Source organism: Sphingorhabdus wooponensis, assembly GCF_003933235.1.
Lineage (GTDB): Bacteria > Pseudomonadota > Alphaproteobacteria > Sphingomonadales > Sphingomonadaceae > Sphingorhabdus_B > Sphingorhabdus_B wooponensis.
Map to the genome: position 1 here is coordinate 1,208,309 of NZ_RWJI01000001.1, position 18,180 is coordinate 1,226,488.

16 protein-coding genes and 2 tRNA genes are annotated in these 18,180 nt (G+C 55.2%); 6 read left to right on the top strand and 12 right to left on the bottom strand.

All coding sequences use genetic code 11. The features are described 5' to 3' along the window. Positions 1-13: 13 nt before the first annotated feature. Positions 14-724, bottom strand: coding sequence for an MOSC domain-containing protein (locus D7D48_RS06020; protein ID WP_245964352.1), 711 nt, complete (start codon positions 722-724; stop codon positions 14-16). Positions 725-753: 29 nt separating this feature from the next. Between D7D48_RS06020 and D7D48_RS06025 the strand changes: the two genes are divergently transcribed. The 4 genes from D7D48_RS06025 to D7D48_RS06040 all read left to right on the top strand — a co-directional run bounded on the left by D7D48_RS06025 (position 754) and on the right by D7D48_RS06040 (position 4,277). Then, positions 754-1,920: a glycosyltransferase family 4 protein gene (locus tag D7D48_RS06025; RefSeq protein WP_125230420.1), complete on the top strand. Its 1,167-nt coding sequence runs from the start codon at positions 754-756 to the stop codon at positions 1,918-1,920. An 87-nt stretch (positions 1,921-2,007) separates the two neighbouring features. Beyond that, positions 2,008-3,333 carry a replication-associated recombination protein A gene (locus D7D48_RS06030; RefSeq protein WP_125230421.1) on the top strand — a complete coding sequence of 442 codons (1,326 nt, stop codon included), beginning with the start codon at positions 2,008-2,010 and terminating at the stop codon, positions 3,331-3,333. Beyond that, on the top strand, positions 3,333-4,181 hold the full coding sequence (locus D7D48_RS06035; protein WP_125230422.1) for a hypothetical protein: 849 nt from the start codon (positions 3,333-3,335) through the stop codon (positions 4,179-4,181). Before D7D48_RS06030 ends, D7D48_RS06035 begins: the two co-directional genes overlap by 1 nt. 20 nt (positions 4,182-4,201) lie before the next feature. Beyond that, a tRNA-Thr gene (locus D7D48_RS06040) sits at positions 4,202-4,277 on the top strand. Positions 4,278-4,333: 56 nt separating this feature from the next. Here the strand turns inward: D7D48_RS06040 and D7D48_RS06045 are convergent. Beyond that, positions 4,334-4,474, bottom strand: coding sequence for a DUF2256 domain-containing protein (locus D7D48_RS06045; RefSeq protein WP_125230423.1), 141 nt, complete (start codon positions 4,472-4,474; stop codon positions 4,334-4,336). 225 nt (positions 4,475-4,699) lie between these two features. Between D7D48_RS06045 and D7D48_RS06050 the strand changes: the two genes are divergently transcribed. After that, positions 4,700-7,297 (top strand): TonB-dependent receptor, encoded by a 2,598-nt coding sequence (locus D7D48_RS06050; protein WP_125230424.1) that lies wholly within the window; start codon positions 4,700-4,702, stop codon positions 7,295-7,297. 152 nt (positions 7,298-7,449) lie between these two features. Here D7D48_RS06050 and D7D48_RS06055 read toward each other — a convergent pair. From D7D48_RS06055 to infA, 5 genes are all read right to left on the bottom strand, one after another. After that, positions 7,450-7,524: transfer RNA gene (locus D7D48_RS06055), tRNA-Phe, on the bottom strand. Positions 7,525-7,591: 67 nt separating this feature from the next. Continuing rightward, the gene (locus D7D48_RS06060) at positions 7,592-7,801 is read right to left on the bottom strand and encodes a DNA gyrase inhibitor YacG (RefSeq protein ID WP_425452526.1); all 210 of its coding nucleotides are present in this window, start codon (positions 7,799-7,801) and stop codon (positions 7,592-7,594) included. Beyond that, positions 7,755-8,747 carry a ribonuclease E/G gene (locus D7D48_RS06065; protein WP_185739790.1) on the bottom strand — a complete coding sequence of 331 codons (993 nt, stop codon included), beginning with the start codon at positions 8,745-8,747 and terminating at the stop codon, positions 7,755-7,757. Before D7D48_RS06065 ends, D7D48_RS06060 begins: the two co-directional genes overlap by 47 nt. Continuing rightward, positions 8,740-9,315: a Maf family protein gene (locus D7D48_RS06070; RefSeq protein WP_125230906.1), complete on the bottom strand. Its 576-nt coding sequence runs from the start codon at positions 9,313-9,315 to the stop codon at positions 8,740-8,742. The genes D7D48_RS06065 and D7D48_RS06070 overlap by 8 nt, the downstream gene beginning before the upstream one ends. A gap of 18 nt (positions 9,316-9,333) precedes the next feature. Further along, the gene (gene infA, locus D7D48_RS06075) at positions 9,334-9,552 is read right to left on the bottom strand and encodes a translation initiation factor IF-1 (protein ID WP_125230427.1); all 219 of its coding nucleotides are present in this window, start codon (positions 9,550-9,552) and stop codon (positions 9,334-9,336) included. 181 nt (positions 9,553-9,733) lie between these two features. Here infA and D7D48_RS06080 point away from each other — a divergent pair, with 181 nt between their 5' ends. After that, positions 9,734-12,430, top strand: a complete 2,697-nt coding sequence (locus tag D7D48_RS06080; RefSeq protein ID WP_125230428.1) for a TonB-dependent receptor — start codon at positions 9,734-9,736, stop codon at positions 12,428-12,430. A 76-nt stretch (positions 12,431-12,506) separates the two neighbouring features. Here D7D48_RS06080 and D7D48_RS06085 read toward each other — a convergent pair whose 3' ends face one another. The 5 genes from D7D48_RS06085 to hisG form a co-directional block, all read right to left on the bottom strand. Next, complete coding sequence (locus D7D48_RS06085) at positions 12,507-14,603, bottom strand: sodium-translocating pyrophosphatase (RefSeq protein WP_125230429.1); 2,097 nt, start codon at positions 14,601-14,603, stop codon at positions 12,507-12,509. A gap of 136 nt (positions 14,604-14,739) precedes the next feature. Next, the gene (gene thiL, locus D7D48_RS06090) at positions 14,740-15,657 is read right to left on the bottom strand and encodes a thiamine-phosphate kinase (protein WP_125230430.1); all 918 of its coding nucleotides are present in this window, start codon (positions 15,655-15,657) and stop codon (positions 14,740-14,742) included. A gap of 107 nt (positions 15,658-15,764) precedes the next feature. Continuing rightward, positions 15,765-16,226, bottom strand: coding sequence for a transcription antitermination factor NusB (nusB, locus tag D7D48_RS06095; RefSeq protein ID WP_125230431.1), 462 nt, complete (start codon positions 16,224-16,226; stop codon positions 15,765-15,767). Continuing rightward, positions 16,223-17,512 carry a histidinol dehydrogenase gene (gene hisD / locus D7D48_RS06100; protein WP_125230432.1) on the bottom strand — a complete coding sequence of 430 codons (1,290 nt, stop codon included), beginning with the start codon at positions 17,510-17,512 and terminating at the stop codon, positions 16,223-16,225. Before hisD ends, nusB begins: the two co-directional genes overlap by 4 nt. Further along, complete coding sequence (gene hisG, locus D7D48_RS06105; RefSeq protein WP_125230433.1) at positions 17,499-18,155, bottom strand: ATP phosphoribosyltransferase; 657 nt, start codon at positions 18,153-18,155, stop codon at positions 17,499-17,501. Before hisG ends, hisD begins: the two co-directional genes overlap by 14 nt. Positions 18,156-18,180: the final 25 nt, after the last annotated feature.

The following is an 18,180-nucleotide window of genomic DNA, read 5'->3' on the forward strand; positions in this document are numbered from 1 at the left end:
GCCGACGCAACAGTCAGCCTGCCAATTTCGCGGCCCTCGTCCGCCAGCTTTCCGCCATTGTCTCCAGCGCAGCGAGAGCCCGCAATTCTGATGTGGCGCCTACTGCGCGATGACCGCCGCCAATCAACAAGTGAAAGCTTCGGGCAATGGTCCATTCATGCTCGGCCGCGTGCACTTGCTCTATAAGGTCACCGGGCGCCACTTCGCCTTCTTCAATCACACGGAAATAACCGCCGCATCGGCCGCTGCTGATGACTGCGCCGGACAGGCCATGCACGCCGAAATGATGATCAAGCTTCCAGCAGGGTTGCCGGCCTTGCGCGACCTCAACAATTGCACGGCCAAGGCGAAACTGGTCACCAATCCGCACATTGTCCTCCTGAAGCCCACATGCGCTGATATTCTCACCAAAGGCACCAGCTTGGTCTAGCAGCGGATGAACAAAATCCTCTGCCGCAAAATGCGCGATCCATTTAGGATAATGTTCTGCAGGGTAAAAATGCACCGCCTTGTCCGCGCCCCCATGCACCGTCGGGTCGGCGACTTGGTCGCCCACAAAGCCATGTTTGCCTAAAAAGACCGGACGATCCACCGGTGTGCGGGCCATGGCGCTCATCGTGCCGTTGGCGTGAAAAACTTTGGGTTGCCCTATCAGCAAATCATCAATCTGGCTTAATATCATATTGGATGCATATCTTACCAAATGCACCATTCCCATTGGCATTTTGCGTTACCGCCGATAAAAGGCAATGAATGCAGACCAGCGACCTTCGCATTGCGCTATTCAGCGGCAATTATAATTATGTCCGTGATGGCGCAAATCAGGCCTTGAACAGGCTTGTTGGCTATCTTTTGGGACAAGGCGCATCGGTACGGGTATATTCCCCAACGGTTGCTAAGCCTGCTTTTGTTGCAACAGGTGACGTTGTTAACGTCCCCTCATTCGCCATACCATTTCGTCCGGAATATCGTTTACCTCTATCCTTGTCGGCAAAAGTGAAGCGCGATTTGGAGGCATTTGCCCCCAATGTCGTCCATATCTCAAGTCCGGACCGCGTCGCACGACAAGCGGTTAAATGGGCGCAGCAGCGTAACCTGCCAGTGCTGTCTTCGGTGCACACACGCTTCGAAACTTATTTTAGATATTATAACATGTCTTTCGCCGAACCATTGGTGGAGGCATGGCTTCGCCGATTGTACCGCCAATGCGACGCGCTGGTCGCGCCATCCGAGAGCTTTGCGCAGGTTTTGCGCGAACAACGGATGAATTATGACATCGACATCTGGTCACGCGGCGTCGATCGGGACATTTTCAACTCTGGTCGCAGGGATCTGGCATGGCGGCGCGCGCAAGGCGTGACCGACGAGCCCGTTGTTATTGGCTTTCTGGGCCGCTTGGTCATGGAAAAAGGCCTAGACGTGTTTTCGGACGCCATTGACCAACTGCGACGCCGCAATGTCCCGCATCAAGTCATGGTCATTGGCGAAGGCCCCGCCCGCGGCTGGTTTGAAAGCCGCCTGCCCCACGCCCGTTTTGTGGGTTTCCAAGGGGGACAAGATCTGGGCCGCGCCGTTGCGTGCATGGACCTATTGTTCAACCCAAGTGTAACGGAAACCTTTGGCAATGTCACGTTAGAGGCGATGGCCTGCGGCTTGCCCGTTGTTGCAGCTAAGGCGACTGGTAGCGAGAGCCTTGTACAAGACAATGTGACCGGCCGCCTGATCACGCCGGGCGCCATTCAGAAATTTACCGACAGTTTGCAAGTTTATTGCACTGATGCCGATTTGCGCGCACGGCATGGCGCGGCTGGCGAGCAACGATCGCTCGATTTCAGCTGGGATGCGATTAATCAGACTGTCGCCGACACCTATATCCGCCTCATCCGCCAACGTGCTGCGCGTGCGGCGTCTGCGCGTTAAACCTGTGGTCATTGGTCAGACGTGGGCAGACAACAATCCTACATGCCGACGCTTATGTTATAAATCAGCGCGGAACGGGCGTTTGCCATGAGTGATCTTTTTGGCGACACTCCGGCTTTGCCTACCTCCATGCCGGAAAATGCCCCGCTTGCGGACAAGCTTCGCCCCGCCAAATTGGATGAGGTGATTGGTCAGGAACATCTGACAGGTCCCGATGGCGCAATTGGCCGTATGGTCGCTGCGGGTAAATTATCTTCGATGATCCTTTGGGGACCGCCCGGAACGGGCAAGACCAGCATCGCCCGATTGCTGGCCGATGCCGTGGACATGCATTATAAACCGATTTCGGCGGTGTTCTCAGGCGTTGCGGACCTCAAAAAAGCCTTTGCCGAGGCAGAGGCAATGGCGCGAACGGGGCGGCAGACATTGCTGTTCGTGGACGAAATTCATCGCTTCAACCGCGCACAACAAGACGGCTTTCTGCCTTTTGTGGAAAGCGGCGCGGTCACGCTCGTCGGGGCAACAACCGAAAATCCGTCGTTTGAACTCAACGCGGCTTTACTGTCGCGCACGCAAGTGATGGTGCTGCAACGTTTAGATGAGGCGGCGTTAGCGACGCTGCTGGGCCGTGCCGAAGCGATATTGGAGCGCCCCTTGCCCGTTACCGATGATGCCCGGGCGGCATTGATCAGCAGCGCCGACGGCGATGGCCGCTTTTTGCTAAATCAGGCGGAAACTTTGTTCGCCATTCACATTGAAAACCCACTTGACCCCCAAGCCATGGCGGCCCTGTTACAGCGGCGGATGCCCGTTTATGACAAGGATCGGGAGGGGCATTATAATCTCATATCCGCCCTGCATAAAAGCTTGCGCGGTTCCGATCCGCAGGCCGCCTTATACTGGATGGCGCGTATGTTGGTGGCAGGCGAAGAGCCTTTATATGTGCTGCGCCGCCTTGTCCGTTTCGCCAGTGAGGATATCGGCCTCGCCGACCCGCAGGCTTTGGTCCAATGCCTCGCCGCCAAACAGGCCTATGAATTTTTGGGCAGTCCGGAAGGCGAAGTCGCCATTGTGCAGGCATGCCTCTATCTTGCCACCGCACCAAAATCGAACGCTGCGTATAAGGCCCAGAAATCCGCCTGGAAAATGGCACGGGATACAGGCTCGCTGATGCCACCTGCACATATCCTCAATGCACCGACAAAGCTGATGAAGGGCATCGGCTATGGCGCAGGCTATGCTTATGACCATGACAGCGCAGACGGATTTTCGGGCGCGAATTACTGGCCAGATACGGTGACGCCGACCAAGCTATATCAGCCTGTGGAACGCGGCTTTGAGCGCAAGATAATCGAACGGCTGCAATATTGGGACCGGCTGCGGGCACGTAACGCAGATCCAGACACGCAATAATGCGTCGCTTTACGCGTTTTGCGTGCGCCGACTGGTCTGGCGCAAAAGGCAGCCGACATCCCGGCATCGCGCTGGCAATCTGTGAAGCAGGCGATGAAGCCCCGCGCCTCATAGACCCGCCCAATAAGGTCTGGTCACGCCAAGGCATCGTCGACTGGCTTTTGGCACAGGATGATGATGTGCTCATCGGTTTAGACTTCAGCTTCGCGCCGCCCTTTATCGAACGTGGCAGCTATCTGCCGGGCGATGATGTGCCCACATCTGCGCGTGAGTTCTGGGCCTATGTCGACGATATCTGCGATGATCCGGATTTAGGCGCGGCATCCTTTCTGGAAAGCCACCACCGCCGCCATTTCTATCTTGGCGCGGCAGATGGCACAAAATCCGACTATTTGTTTTGGCGGCAATGTGAATTGCTGAACAAAAGCACCGGCAAAAAGGCGTCGACCGTTTACGACGCGATAGGGGCGTCGCAAGTTGCCAAGGCCAGCTTTGCAGGTATGCGCCTCTTGCACCAACTCCGCGATGCCATGGCCATTTGGCCCTTTGACCCGCTTCCGGCCCGCGGCAAGGTGGCTGTCGAAATTTATACCACCATCGCCGCCCGCGCGGCTGGCGTTGCCAAGGGCCGCAGCAAGATACGTGATGCCATCGGACTCGATTTGGCGTTGCAGGCGCTTGGCTCGAAACCGCATTTGCCGTTAAAACACTACACAGACCATGCCACAGATGCCCTCATAACGGCCGCTTGGCTGCGCAAAGTTGCCGAAAATCCGCAACTTTGGGCACCTGAAGCATTAAATTTTGAAATTGCTGCAACTGAGGGCTGGACCTTTGGCGTCATTTGACGCTATGGGACGCGCCGAGTGCCGGCTTAGCTCAGTTGGTAGAGCACCTGATTTGTAATCAGGGGGTCACGAGTTCGAACCTTGTAGCCGGCACCATTTCCACACAATGTACATATTTCGGGTCTTGCGGCAGCCCTTTTGCTGTTGTGCGCCTATCGCGCTTTGCGGCAGCGATCCGAACAATACAGCACATTGTCCCAATCCTTCGCCCATTTCTTGCGCCAAGCGAACGGTTTTGCGCAGGCGGCGCATATTTTTGAAGGCAAATCGCCTTTCTTGACCATTTTGGGCATATGCTATCCAGATCGCTGTCGGGCCGTAGTGAGGTTCGTTACATTTTTATCGCATATGCGACTATATTTTTGCAAATGACACTAAGGAATTGCTGCGCAGCATTTGTGTCGTTAATACCACAACATGCTTAACGGCGGCTCAGGGGGATGCTGGGGCAAATTTAAATCTCATCCCCAATAAAAACCTGGGTAAACCGGGATGGAATGAACAACAGGAGAGTGAATATGAAATTGGGAAATCATCTGCTGAAGGCGGCCATGCTGTCCACAATCAGCATCGCTTCGCTGAGCGTCGGTTCAGCTGCCTTTGCACAAGACAATGCACCACAAGCTAGCGACGACGCTGACGAAAATGTCATCATCGTGACCGCGACTAAGCGTGAACAGACTCTGGAAGAAGTGCCTGTAGCCGTTTCGGTAACGTCCGCTGCCGCCATCGAACGCGCTCAAGTTCGCGACCTCAAAGATTTGCAGACCTTGGTTCCATCACTTCGCGTCAGCCAGCTGCAAAGCTCGGCCAACACAAACTTCATTATTCGCGGCTTTGGTAACGGTGCCAACAACCCTGGTATCGAAGGATCCGTCGGCGTATTTATCGACGGCGTTTACCGTTCGCGTTCGGCTGCTGCAATCAGCGACCTTCCTAACCTGCAGCGCGTCGAAGTATTGCGCGGTCCGCAATCGACCTTGTTCGGTAAAAACGCCTCCGCTGGTGTTATCTCGATCGTTACCGCTGCGCCAAGCTATGAATTCGGCGGATCTGCTGAATTGAGCTATGGCAATCGCAACGCAATCGTTGCCAAGGCCGATGTAACTGGTCCAATCGCTGACAATGTTGCTTTCAGCCTTGCTGGCGGCATCAACAAAGCTGACGGTTATGGTACAAACCTGACCGACGGATCGAAAACAAGTGAGCGTAACCGCTGGTATGGCCGCGCACAGTTGTTGATCGAGCCTTCGGAAAGCTTCAAACTCCGCTTTATCGGTGACTATGACAAGATTGACGAAAATTGCTGCTTCGTTGGCAATATCTTCGACGGTCCAACCGGTGCCGCTATTCGAGCCATCGGCGGCAAAGTGAACTCTGCTGGTATCTTCAGCTATAGCGAGTATCAAAATTTCGCTTCCGAGAACAAAATCACCAATGGTGGTGTCTCGATGCAAGCGGACTATGAAATGGGTTCGTTGAGCCTGACCTCCATCTCCGCATATCGTGAGTCACGCGCTAAAACCAACGCCGACAGCGATTTCACCAGCGCAGATTTGATCGGTGCGAACCGCGGCGATGTGGATATCACCACAAAAACGCAAGAATTGCGCTTGGCGTCGGATTTTGACGGCCCATTCAATTTCTTGCTGGGTGCTTATTATTTCAATGAAAGCATCAATAACAAGCAAGCGTTGACGCTTGGCCGTGACTTCCGCAATTATGCAAGCGCACTTACGCGTGGTGCATATGTTTCACTTGAGCCCACAATTCGTGCCGCAGGTGGCGTTCCTTCGACCGCAGCCCCATTTGGCGGCCAAGGCCAAGGACGTTTTGAAGATTGGGATTATAAGAACAAAGCCTACTCCATCTTCGGTACAGCCGACTTAGAACTGACCGATGGTCTCGTTTTGACAGGTGGTTTTAACTATACCAAGGACAAGAAGAACCTTAAGAGCAACACGACTATCACAGACGTTTTCTCTGCGATTGATCTTGTGCAAGTGGGTGCCAATGCTGGTTTGCCAGCTGCTCTTCCGGCAGGCTTTGTTCCGGCCGGTGGCACAGCGCTCGCATCAGGGCTGTTCCCGCGGATTAACAACTGCGCTACAGTTACTAATGCGCCTGCGTCATCGACTCCAAACCCAACCCGTTCGGGAACCTGCAACCCGTTCCTCGATCTTCAGGCGCTGCAATTCTTGCCGCCATTCCTGAACATCCCGAATGCGGTTGAAGATGGCCGTACCAGTGATGGTAAGTTGACATACTCGGTTCGTTTGGCATGGGAAGCCACCGACAGCATTAACCTGTATGCCAGCTATGGCACAGGCTTTAAGGCAACGTCGTGGAACATGTCGATTGACTCGCGTCCATTCGGTTCGGATTTCATCGCAGGTTCACCAGCTCAAGGCGCGCCACTCGCCGCATCGGCCATTCGCACAGCTGGGCTTGCCTCGGCGAACCTCACCAGCGGAACGCGTTATGCGCTTCCTGAAGAGGCAAAGGTCAAGGAGCTTGGCCTGAAAGCAAAATGGGACAGCGTTGCATTCAACCTGACAATTTTTGATCAGTCGATCAAAAACTTCCAGGGCAACAGCTTCATCGGCACAGGCTTTGTTCTGACAAACGCCGGTAAGCAGTCGGTGAAGGGGGTCGAGTTTGACAGCAGCTTCAATCCTATCGACGCACTCCAATTGCGCGTCGCTACCGTCTATCTCGACTCGAAATATGACAGCTATGTCGGTTCGCAATTTGGTGACATCAGCGGCCAAGCGGTGGCTGGTATTCCAAAGTGGTCGACGACATTGGGCGCAACCTACACGATGGACCTGAACGACGGCAAAGCGCTGATCTTCAATGCCGATTATCACAATGAATCGAACGTGGTGATCAACGAAAATCCAGCATGGCGTCAGTATAAGCGCGAAGTAAACGACCTAAGCGCTGCGGCAACGCTGCGTTTCGACAGCGGTCTGCAAGTCTCGCTTTGGGGTCGCAACTTGACGAATGCAAAATATGTATCCGTCAACTTCCCAAGCGTTGTGCAGTCCGGTTCGATTTCGGGCTATCCAAACGCACCACGCACTTATGGTGCATCGGTGAAGTACAAATTCTAATATCCTGAATTCATCAGGCAAAAAAGAAGCCGGGGCAAGCAACGCTGCTCCGGCTTTTTTATTGCGACACCCCAGCGCAATTGACTGCACACGCACAGCAAAAAAAAGGGCCCCGTGGGCCCTTATCGCTAAAATCATTAACACCGGGAAAATGGTGCCCGAGGGCGGATTTGAACCACCGACACGCGGATTTTCAATCCGCTGCTCTACCCCTGAGCTACTCGGGCTACACGGCAAAAACCGCGTGGGAGCGCAGCCTATAGAGAGGCGATACGCCTCTTGGCAAGCGCAAAATCAGTCCGCGCCGTCGGAACCGATACTATCTTCATAATCCGCCAGTGGCCCAGGCACACGATAGCCTTCATCCAACCATTTCAGTAGGTCGCGATCTTTGCATCCTTGGCTGCAAAAAGGTTTGGATTCAGCCACTACCGGCTTTCCGCAGAGCGGACAGAGATTAGCTTTGCGCAACATGGACATGGCCATAGCCTGCGGCTTTTTCATCTGCAACCACCACCATATCCGCGCCGGCAAGGCGAACTGCCGCCGCGCGCCATGCCGCCCATCCCTCGGACTGCAGCAATGTCGCAACCTCAGGCCGTGCCGTCACGCTGCGCACACCAAAACCGTGAGATTCGGCGACTGCGCGCATCAGCCAATAGCCCTGAGTCTCATCCGATAAAGCTGCGATGCGCGTGCCGAACAGCTGGTCGAGAACAGACGGCCTTGGCCGCGCACGCACGACTTGCATCATGCCATAGCCGTTAATGGCCGTGCGTTCGAAAGGGCGCGGGTCCAACACGGATGCGGCATCAAACGCTTCGGCAATTTGCGTGCGCTGTGCCTTAGACTCCATCGAGACAAAATCGATCAGGACCATCGCGCCCACTTGGTACAAGCGCAGCAGACGGGTAATTTCGGTCGCTGCGACCATATTGATGGCGAACGCATCGCCGATACCGTCAATATCGAACACCAGCCCTGCTTTGGTGCGCTGAAAGCTTATGGTCACATCGCCGAGTTGTGACTGCCCAGCAATGGCCACGTCAAAGCCATCGGCGATGGATGCGTTGATGGCAGATGGCCCTAAAGACGCCAGACGCGCCTCCCACAGCGCATCTTTGCTTATCAAGGGTTCGGGCGGCGCACTATCGCGCAACATAATCTCTAGCGGCTTGATACGGCCCGGCTCGGATATAGCCTCGCGCGTCACTTCAAAGTGCACGCGCGCGCCTTCAGGCTCTTTGGTTTTGCTGCGCAACAAAAGTTCTCGTCCGTCATCGGTGGCAACATAGGTGCCTGAAGGTGTTTTGCGTTCAATACGGCCAACGCCACATTCGCCCAAGGCCCATAACGCATCCCGCTGAATATGGATTTCAACAATGCGTCCATTTTCGACAAGCGCCGCGCGGCGTTCGCCCGGCGCATCATCGCGCCATATATCAGTCAAGCGGATAGCCCGAAGCGCGCAATAATGCGCGTGTTTCATATAAGGGTAGGCCTATAACGCCCGAATGGCTACCCGCCATCCAATCGATCAACGCCTCTGCCCTGCCCTGAATGGCATAGCCGCCGGCTTTACCCAGCCCTTCGCCGCTTTGAATATAGCTTTCGATTTCTTCGGCGGACAAACGTTTGAAACGTACGATGCTATCGCAAATCCGGCTGCGCATCCGGCCATTTCCGTCAATCACGGCAACAGCGCTAAGCACATGATGACGACGGCCGCTGAGTAGGTTCAGAAACCCGCGTTGCATATCTGCGTCAGCGGCTTGCGGCAATATCCGGCGGCCAACGGCAACCGTGGTGTCACCTGCGACCACAATCTCCCCAGCATCGCGCGCAACGGCAACCGCCTTCTCCTCCGCCATGCGCAGCGCATAGACACGCGGAACCTCTCCCTTTCGGGGCGTCTCGTTAATATCGGGTGAAGCAATACGCGCAGGCGCAACGCCCAAACGCGCGAGAAGGTCGCGGCGGCGTGGGCTGGAGGATGCCAATATGAGTATAGGATTCAGACCCAAGGTCTGTCGCCCTTATTTAAAGCGGTACGTGATCCGGCCTTTGGTCAGATCATAAGGGGTCAGTTCGCACAACACTTCGTCACCCACGAGGACGCGGATACGGTTCTTGCGCATCTTTCCGGCGGTATGGCCCAAAACTTCATGGCCATTTTCAAGCTCGACACGGAACATAGCATTGGGCAGCAACTCACGCACTGTCCCACGCATTTCGAGTAATTCTTCTTTTGCCATTCGGCCCCTTAAATCTTCAAAAATCCAACGTTGTTGCGCCTGTAAACCGAATGTTCGAAAAAGGGAAGCGCTACAGTGTAATCGCTTCATTGCGACAAAATGCGATGCAGTTTAGACGCAGTCACTTGAATTTTACGTTATGCTACCAACGTAGCAATTATAGAAACTGAGCTTCTCCCCCATGAAAATATTCCACTTTAGCGCTATTTTGCTCGCATCTACCGCTGTTCCCGCAATGGCGATGAACGATGCCCAGAGTACGGGCAGCACATTGGCGATTGCCAATGACGACATTGAAGACGCGGTGGATGAAGCGCCTTCGGGCGAAATCGTCGTTACAGCTGAACGCATTAGGGGTTCGGTCGATACCGACGTCCCGCCCGTAGAGGAGTTGAATGAAGCAGATATTGCCTCCTTGGGTGCATCATCCCTGACCGACCTTGTCGCGGCGGTGGCGCCGCAGGCCAATTCGGGGCGCGGGCGTGGCGGCGGCATGCCGATTATCTTGCTGAACGGCCAACGCGTATCGGGTTTCCGAGAGCTACGTGATTTACCGCCCGAAGCCATTCGTCAGGTTCAGATTTTCCCGGAAGAAGTGGCGCTTAAATATGGTTTCCGTCCTGACCAGCGGGTGATCAACTTTATCTTGAAAGACAATTTTGCCTCCTTCGCCACAGAATTTGAACATGCACAGCCCCAGGATGGCGGCTTTGGCACGAATGAATTTGAAACGACGCTGACGCGTATTGGCAAAACCACCCGATTTAATTTGGATATTGAGCTGGAACGATCAACAGCGTTGACCGAGTCCGAACGCGACCTGATATCTTCGGGTGGTTCATTATTGGCGCGTGGCGGCAACATAAGTGGACTTGGCGCCAACGGAGAAATTGCTCCCGCCTTAAGCGCGCTTGCTGGAAGTAATGTGACCAAGGCGGGCGTTCCCTTAGGGTTATCCAACCCGAATTTGGCGCAATTTTCCAGCACGGCAAATCGCCTGAATGACGGCAATATTGGCGACGTCCGGACGTTGCTTCCCCGTACAGAGCGGCTGGAGATGAATGGCACATGGAGCCGTTCGCTTGGTCCGCAGACAATATTGTCGCTGAACGCCAATTACGCGATGACGGCTAGTGAATCCTTGCTGGGCTTGCCCGGTACAAGCTTCGTCCTGCCGGGTAGCAGCCCATTTTCACCCTTTGGCCAAGATGTAACGCTCAGCCGCTATTTCGACAGCCCACGTCCGCTGGAGCGCGAAAGCGAAACACATGTTTTCCAGACCGGCAGCACGTTCAACCATGCGCTGGGCGGATGGCGCTGGACGGTCACGGGTAATTATGCCCGCACGGCAAATGACACCCGCACCACACGCAACGCAGATTTCAATGCATTACGCGCGGGCGTGCTTGCGGGCACTATCAACCCATTTTCCGCAGATTTCGGGTCGAATTTGCTGTTTCTTGCGCCCGACCTCGCCACCAGCCTGAACCAGAATATGGAGGCGCGCAGCACATTTGCGGGATCTGTGCTCAAATTGCCCGCAGGTGATGTGCAGATGACATTCGCATCTGGCCTTACGCGGCAAATGTTGGACAGCGAAACATGGCGGTCGGGCGTCACCATCGATATCGCGTTACGCCGGAACATCATGAACCATTCGGTCAACGCGGAATTGCCGCTGACCGGCCGCGATTTCGGCCTTGGCGCGGTGATTGGCGAATGGGCCATCAATGGCAATATCGGCTATAGCGATCTGTCCGATTTCGGGAATTTGTTGGAATATGGCGCTGGTCTGCGCTGGGCCCCGGCACGCAACCTGACCTTTCAAGTTTCGATAACGGGCGACGAAAACGCGCCCGGCATTGGCCAATTGGGTAATCCGACTTTGGTCACACCCAATGTTGCAACCTATGATTTTACGCGCGGCGAAAGTCTGTTCATCAATGTCATTACCGGTGGCAACCCTGCCCTCATTGGCGAAAAGCGCCGCGATGTGATATTGAACGCGAATTGGAACCCTGAATTCATCAAAGATTTCGCGCTTCAGTTCAGCTATTTCAAAAACAACAGCCGCAATACAACGGCCGCCTTCCCCCTTCTAACGCCAGAGATTGAGGCAGCCTTTGCCAGCCGCGTTGTCCGTGATGCGCAAGGTCGCTTGGTCAGCATCGACCAACGCCCCGTGAATTTCGACCGTGAAACGTCACAGCGCATTCGCTGGGGCTTCAATGTATCGGGTAACATCGGTGCTTCCGCACCCCCACGTGGGCCATTCGGTGGCCCGCCTGCGGCTGCGACTGGCGCTCCTAGCGCGCCGCGGGCTGCAAGCGGCGGCGGCAGCGGTCGCGGCTTTGGTGGCGGAGCTCGGTTTGGCGCGCCCGGCGGGGGCCAACCCAGCCGCTGGAACATCGCCTTATACCATAGCTATCGCATCGAGGACCAAATCCTAATCCGTCCCGGCGTGCCTGTGCTCGACCTGTTGAACGGCTCAGCCACCAACAGCAATGGCGGCGCATCACGGCATGAGGTCGAACTGTCGGGTGGTTTGTTCCACAAGGGCTTTGGTTTCCGGCTGCAAGGAACCTATAAAAGCGCAACCACCGCCAAGGGCACTGGCCTTGCCAATAGCAATGACCTGCGGTTTAGCGACATAGCCGCCATCAGCGCATTTTTGTTCGTCAATTTGGACCAGCAAGCGCGTATCGTAAAAGCCGTGCCATTGCTGAAAGGTAGCCGTATATCCTTCCGGATCGAAAATATCCTCAACGATATCGTCGATGTGCGTGACCAAAATGGCAATGTGCCTTTGGGCTATCAGCCCGGCTATATAGACCCGCGTGGTCGGGTGTTTGAACTGAGCTTCAGAAAGCGGTTCTGAGCAATTGGAACAGCACATAAAAAACCCCGCCGGAATTGCTTCCAGCGGGGTTTCTAAGCTTAATAATCTTTAGACGTTACATGCCGCCATGGGCCAATGCTGCCAAGAGGAGCAAGGCCACGATATTCGTGATCTTGATCATTGGGTTTACAGCTGGACCAGCAGTGTCCTTATAGGGATCACCTACGGTGTCGCCGGTTACAGCAGCCTTATGGGCCTCCGAACCTTTACCGCCATGGTTGCCATCTTCGATATATTTCTTGGCATTGTCCCATGCGCCGCCACCCGATGTCATCGAGATAGCAACGAACAGACCGCCCACAATCACGCCCAACAGGAGCGCGCCGAGAGCGGCAAAGCCCTCCGCTTGACCTGCAACGGCCGTAATCACGAAATAGACGGCAATTGGCGTCAATACGGGCAGCAAGGACGGAATAATCATTTCCTTAATTGCTGCCTTCGTGACCAAATCGACGGTACGCGCATAATTTGGTTTTGACTTGTAGGTCATGATGCCAGGGTCGTTTGCGAACTGGTCGCGCACGTCCTTCACCACTTCACCCGCCGCACGGCCCACAGCCGTCATGCCCATCGCACCAAACAAATATGGCAGAAGAGCACCGAGCAGAAGCCCGACAATGACATAGGGGTTTTCAAGGCTGAAATTCACCGCAAGATCAGGGAAATATTCCCGAAGATCGGCGGTGTAGCACGCGAACAGAACCAATGCGGCCAGACCCGCCGAACCAATGGCATAGCCCTTGGTCACAGCCTTGGTCGTGTTGCCCACAGCGTCCAACGCATCGGTCTTTTCACGGACAGAATCGTCGAGACCAGCCATTTCGGCAATACCACCGGCATTGTCGGTAACTGGACCATAAGCGTCGAGCGCCACAACCATACCGGCCAACGCCAACATGGCCGTTGCGGCAAAGGCAATGCCGATAACGCCAGCCAATTGATAAGCGATGATGATACCTGCGCAGATCACAATCGTTGGCATCGCGGTGGATTCAAGGCTGATTGCCAGACCTTGAATAACGTTGGTGCCGTGGCCCGTTTCAGATGCTTTCGCAATCGAGCGGACCGGACGGTAATTGGTGCCGGTATAATATTCGGTAATCCAGATGATCAGGCCCGTGATGACGAGACCAAGCAACGAGCAATAGAATAATGTCCGGCCGGTGAACCCGCCAACATCATTTGCCATGCCGCCCAGAGCGAAGTCGATCGCAAACCAAATCGCCGGAACCGACAAAATGGCCGTGACCAAAAAGCCCTTATACATCGCGCCCATGATATTCTTTCCACCGCCAAGACGGACGAAATAGGTACCAATGATCGAGGTGATGACGCACACGCCGCCAATCAACAATGGCAAGCTCATGAGGTTCATGAACAACGCATTGTCAGTCACGCCCTGCACCAGCAAAGCGATCAGCACCATCGTTGCGCCAACGGTTACAACATAGGTTTCGAAGAGGTCAGCAGCCATACCAGCGCAATCGCCGACATTGTCGCCAACATTATCCGCAATAACGGCAGGGTTGCGTGGATCGTCTTCTGGAATGCCAGCCTCAACCTTGCCAACAAGGTCAGCGCCGACGTCAGCGGCTTTGGTAAAAATACCGCCGCCCAAACGTGCGAAGATGGAAATCAGCGATGCGCCAAATGCCAATGCGACAAGCGCATCAATCACCGGCCGGCTGTTTGGTGCCATCATGGCAACATCCGTCAGATACCAGAAGAACACGGCAATCGCCAGCAAGGCAAGTCCCGCCACGAGCATACCCGTAATCGCACCTGCGCGGAACGCCATGGTCAAACCGGCCTGAAGCCCGGTCTGCGCCGCAGCAGCCGTGCGGACGTTTGCACGCACCGAAATGTTCATTCCGATATAGCCTGCAACGCCCGAAAGCACTGCACCAATCACGAAACCTACGGTTGGAATGACACCCAAGAACACAGCAACCAAAACCGCGACCACGACGCCAACAATAGCGATGGTACGATATTGACGGCCAAGATAGGCTTTTGCGCCCTCTTGAATGGCCGCAGCGATTTCCTGCATTTTGTCATTGCCGGCCGGTGCACTCAGCACCTGACGGCTGGTTACAAAACCGTATATGACGGCCAGTAACCCGCATAATATTGCGATAATTGTCAGAGACATGAAATTATCTCTCCCCTCCTGTTTTTATAAACAACAATTGTTGCCCCTCTCCTCCCGAGATTTGCAAGCCCACAGGGTATAAGGCGCGCTTATCGGCTATGGCAACCCATAAACGCCGCCTACGTCCCTGCATGCATCATTGATGTTGATAACCAAGCGTTGGAGGCAGTTTTACGGGATTCACGCCGTCTTTTAAGGTCAGGCCGCCACCGGAAATCACGCGACCAATGGCCGTTGCTGGCACCGATAGGCTGGCTTCGGGTGATGCGGTGAACAGCAATTGATAATCATCGCCCCAACTTGCCGCCTGCATACGGCTTTCAAGGCTGTCGGTGCGATAGCTGATATAAAGCGGCGATAAAGGCACGCGGGCTAGGTCTATTTCTATGCCAATCTGGCTGGCACGCGCCAAGCGTTCAGCATCCAGCAGCAAGCCATCCGACACATCCATCATCGCGCTTACAATCGGCGCAAGCTTTTGACCGTCAGCCAGCCGCGCGACGGGCCGGTTAAACGCATCGGCCAATGGCCCAACCTCATCAAACCCAGCGTCAATCAGCTCAAATCCCGCCAAGGCATCGCCAAGCGTTCCTGTCACATATACTATATCACCTATTTGCGCGCCGGATCGCGATGGCACGGGAATATGCTTTGCTCGGCCCAAAGCAGTCAGCCCAAGCGCCCGTTTATCTCCACGATTGGCAACCGTATCTCCGCCCAGCAAAGCGACGTTATAATGCGCCAAAGCCTCTTTGAGACCAGCGGCAAACGACCGGTCCCAAGCATCATCACCCAGCATGAAGCCAAGCAGCACACCAACAGGCGCCGCGCCCTTTGCGGCCAAATCGGACAGGTTCGTCGCCAACAGCTTCCAAGCAACATCGGCGGGATTGGCGTTCGACCGGAAATGCACGCCCTCAGCCATCATATCATGGGTGATAATCAACGATGCATCGCCGATGTCGATGACCGCCACATCGTCCAGCAAGCCGCGCGCCGCAGGGTCAGTGGCAAAACCACGCAAAAGGTTGATGAAGCTGGATTCGGTGGTCATAAAATCTCGGCTCCCCTCCCCCCATGTCGTCATCCCGAACTTGTTTCGGGATAACAAGCAACCGCGGCATGTTGTCCTGAACCAAGTTCAGGACGACGATAGAAAATCTACCGCCGTACGTCCTTCGCGACGGCGTCCAGCAAGCCATTGACGAACTTTGCGTCCTTCTTGTCAAAAAAGGCATGGGCAACGTCGAGATATTCGTCGATCACTGTCGCGGTTGGGACATCGGGTCGCGCAATCAATTCATAAGTGCCGCAGCGCAAGATTTGGAGCATGGTCTTGTCCAAACGATCCATCTTCCATTTTTCGCCCAGCTTACCATCGACCAGTTCGTCGATTTCCGCGCGACGCGCATCGACGCCCGATACAACATCATCGAAGAAATCGGGATCAGCATCGGCATATTGCGCATCTTCGATTTCCTGACCCAGCCTGTGCGAATGAAATTCATTTAACAGCCGGGCAATGCCAATGTCCTCCATATCCATTTGATACAGCGCTTGCACCGACGCCAGACGCGCCGCAGAACGGGATTTGGATTTCGCACTGGCGTTATTGGCACTCATAATCTCTTCCTGACACTCGCCGCATGGGCGGGTAAACCTTCGGCATCGGCAAGCGTTGCCGCCGCCGGACCAATTTTATGGATAGCCTGTTGATCAAGCGCAATGAAGCTGGTTCGCTTCATGAAATCAAGTACTGACAGGCCAGACGCAAAGCGTGCGCGCCGTCCGGTGGGCAATACATGATTTGGACCAGCAACATAATCACCAATCGCCTCGGGCGTCATGCGACCCAAAAACACAGACCCTGCGTGACGGACAAGGTCAAATAGCCGTTCTGCGCGGTCATCATCAACCGCAAGTTCCAAATGCTCCGCCGCCAACCTGTTGACCAAAGGCATCGCACCTTCCAAATTCTCGACGACAATAATCGCGCCAAAATCCGCCCAACTGGCCCGCGCAACCGCACCGGTGGACAGTGTCGCAATTTGCGCGTCAACAGCCGCCGCGACTTGGGTGGCAAAATCGGCATTGTCCGTGAATAATATCGACTGGCTGGTCGGATCATGTTCTGCCTGACTTAACAGGTCCGCTGCAATCCATTCGGGATCATTTTGGGCATCGGCAACCACAACGATTTCCGATGGCCCAGCCACCATGTCGATGCCGACCACACCATATAGCTGCCGTTTTGCCTCGGCCACCCAAGCGTTCCCGGGGCCCGTGATGACATCAACGGGACGGATGCGTTCGGTTCCATAGGCCAAAGCCGCAATCGCCTGCGCCCCGCCGACGCGCCAGATTTCGTCCACACCTGCCAAATACGCGGCGGCCATGACGGTCTGGTTGGTCTCTCCGCGGGGGGTTGGCGTAACCATGACGATACGTTCGACGCCAGCAACTTTCGCCGGAATCGCATTCATCAGCACCGATGATGGGTAAGCCGCACGGCCACCGGGGACATATACCCCCGCCGCATCGACCGCCGACCAACGCGCACCTAAACGCACATTGTCGCTGTCACGATAATCCCTGTTTTCCGGCAGTTGTGCCTTATGATAGGCCTCAATCCGCTTCGCCGCGAGTGTCAAAGCGTCACGCAATTCTGGCTCCAGCGCGTCATAGGCGGCCTTGCACTGCGCCGCGTCAATCTGCCAACCCGCTGTGTTCAAATCAAATCCGTCAAAACGCTGTGTCATGTCCGCCAGCGTCACGTCCCCATGCGCGCGGACATCTTTTATTGTCTGTGCCACAGCGCTCGACACATCGGCATCCGCCTCACGCCGGCCATTCACCAACGCGTCAAATGCATCCGCAAAACCAATGTCAGAGGAATCAAGCCGCTGCACGTGCGCCCGTCAATTCCCGGAAACGTTCCACCATAGCCGGAATAGTTCCGCTCATCATCTTATACGCCGCGCGGTTGACGATTAACCGCGCGGACACTTGGCTAATGACCGCCGTTTCGACAAGGCCATTTTCGGCGAGCGTTTTGCCCGATGAAACCAAATCCACAATCCGCCCCGAAAGCCCAAGCGAAGGCGCAAGTTCCATCGCACCATTCAACTTCACGCATTCGGCCTGAATACCCCGCGCGTGATAATAACGGCTTGTCGTGCCGGGATATTTGGTGGCCACACGGATATGCCCACCATTAACATCATCGGGAACGCCCTGCGGCATCGCCACCGATATCCGGCAACGGCCAATGCCCAAGTCTACGGGCGCATATAGCTCCGAATAATCAAATTCGTCGATAACATCCGAACCGACAATACCAATCTGCGCCGCGCCATGGGCGACAAAGGTCGCCACATCGAACGCGCGGACGCGAATGATGCTGATCGCGGGATTGTTGGTCGCGAACAAAAGCGCGCGGCTGGCGTCGTCAAAGAAGGCGGCTTCAGGCTCAATGCCAGCCGCTTGCATCAACGGCAAAGCCTCGTCGAGAATCCGTCCCTTGGGGATTGCAAAGATGATTGGTTCGGTCACAATGACCGCGCTTTACGGGTCGCGA

Bases quoted from the DNA above. Each gene is read 5' to 3' on its own strand.
- D7D48_RS06020 (WP_245964352.1), bottom strand. From the start codon at position 724: ATGCCAATGGGAATGGTGCATTTGGTAAGATATGCATCCAATATGATA.
- D7D48_RS06025 (WP_125230420.1), top strand. From the start codon at position 754: ATGCAGACCAGCGACCTTCGCATTGCGCTATTCAGCGGCAATTATAAT.
- D7D48_RS06030 (WP_125230421.1), top strand. From the start codon at position 2,008: ATGAGTGATCTTTTTGGCGACACTCCGGCTTTGCCTACCTCCATGCCG.
- D7D48_RS06035 (WP_125230422.1), top strand. From the start codon at position 3,333: ATGCGTCGCTTTACGCGTTTTGCGTGCGCCGACTGGTCTGGCGCAAAA.
- D7D48_RS06045 (WP_125230423.1), bottom strand. From the start codon at position 4,474: ATGCCCAAAATGGTCAAGAAAGGCGATTTGCCTTCAAAAATATGCGCC.
- D7D48_RS06050 (WP_125230424.1), top strand. From the start codon at position 4,700: ATGAAATTGGGAAATCATCTGCTGAAGGCGGCCATGCTGTCCACAATC.
- D7D48_RS06060 (WP_425452526.1), bottom strand. From the start codon at position 7,801: ATGAAAAAGCCGCAGGCTATGGCCATGTCCATGTTGCGCAAAGCTAAT.
- infA (WP_125230427.1), bottom strand. From the start codon at position 9,552: ATGGCAAAAGAAGAATTACTCGAAATGCGTGGGACAGTGCGTGAGTTG.
- D7D48_RS06080 (WP_125230428.1), top strand. From the start codon at position 9,734: ATGAAAATATTCCACTTTAGCGCTATTTTGCTCGCATCTACCGCTGTT.
- D7D48_RS06085 (WP_125230429.1), bottom strand. From the start codon at position 14,603: ATGTCTCTGACAATTATCGCAATATTATGCGGGTTACTGGCCGTCATA.
- thiL (WP_125230430.1), bottom strand. From the start codon at position 15,657: ATGACCACCGAATCCAGCTTCATCAACCTTTTGCGTGGTTTTGCCACT.
- nusB (WP_125230431.1), bottom strand. From the start codon at position 16,226: ATGAGTGCCAATAACGCCAGTGCGAAATCCAAATCCCGTTCTGCGGCG.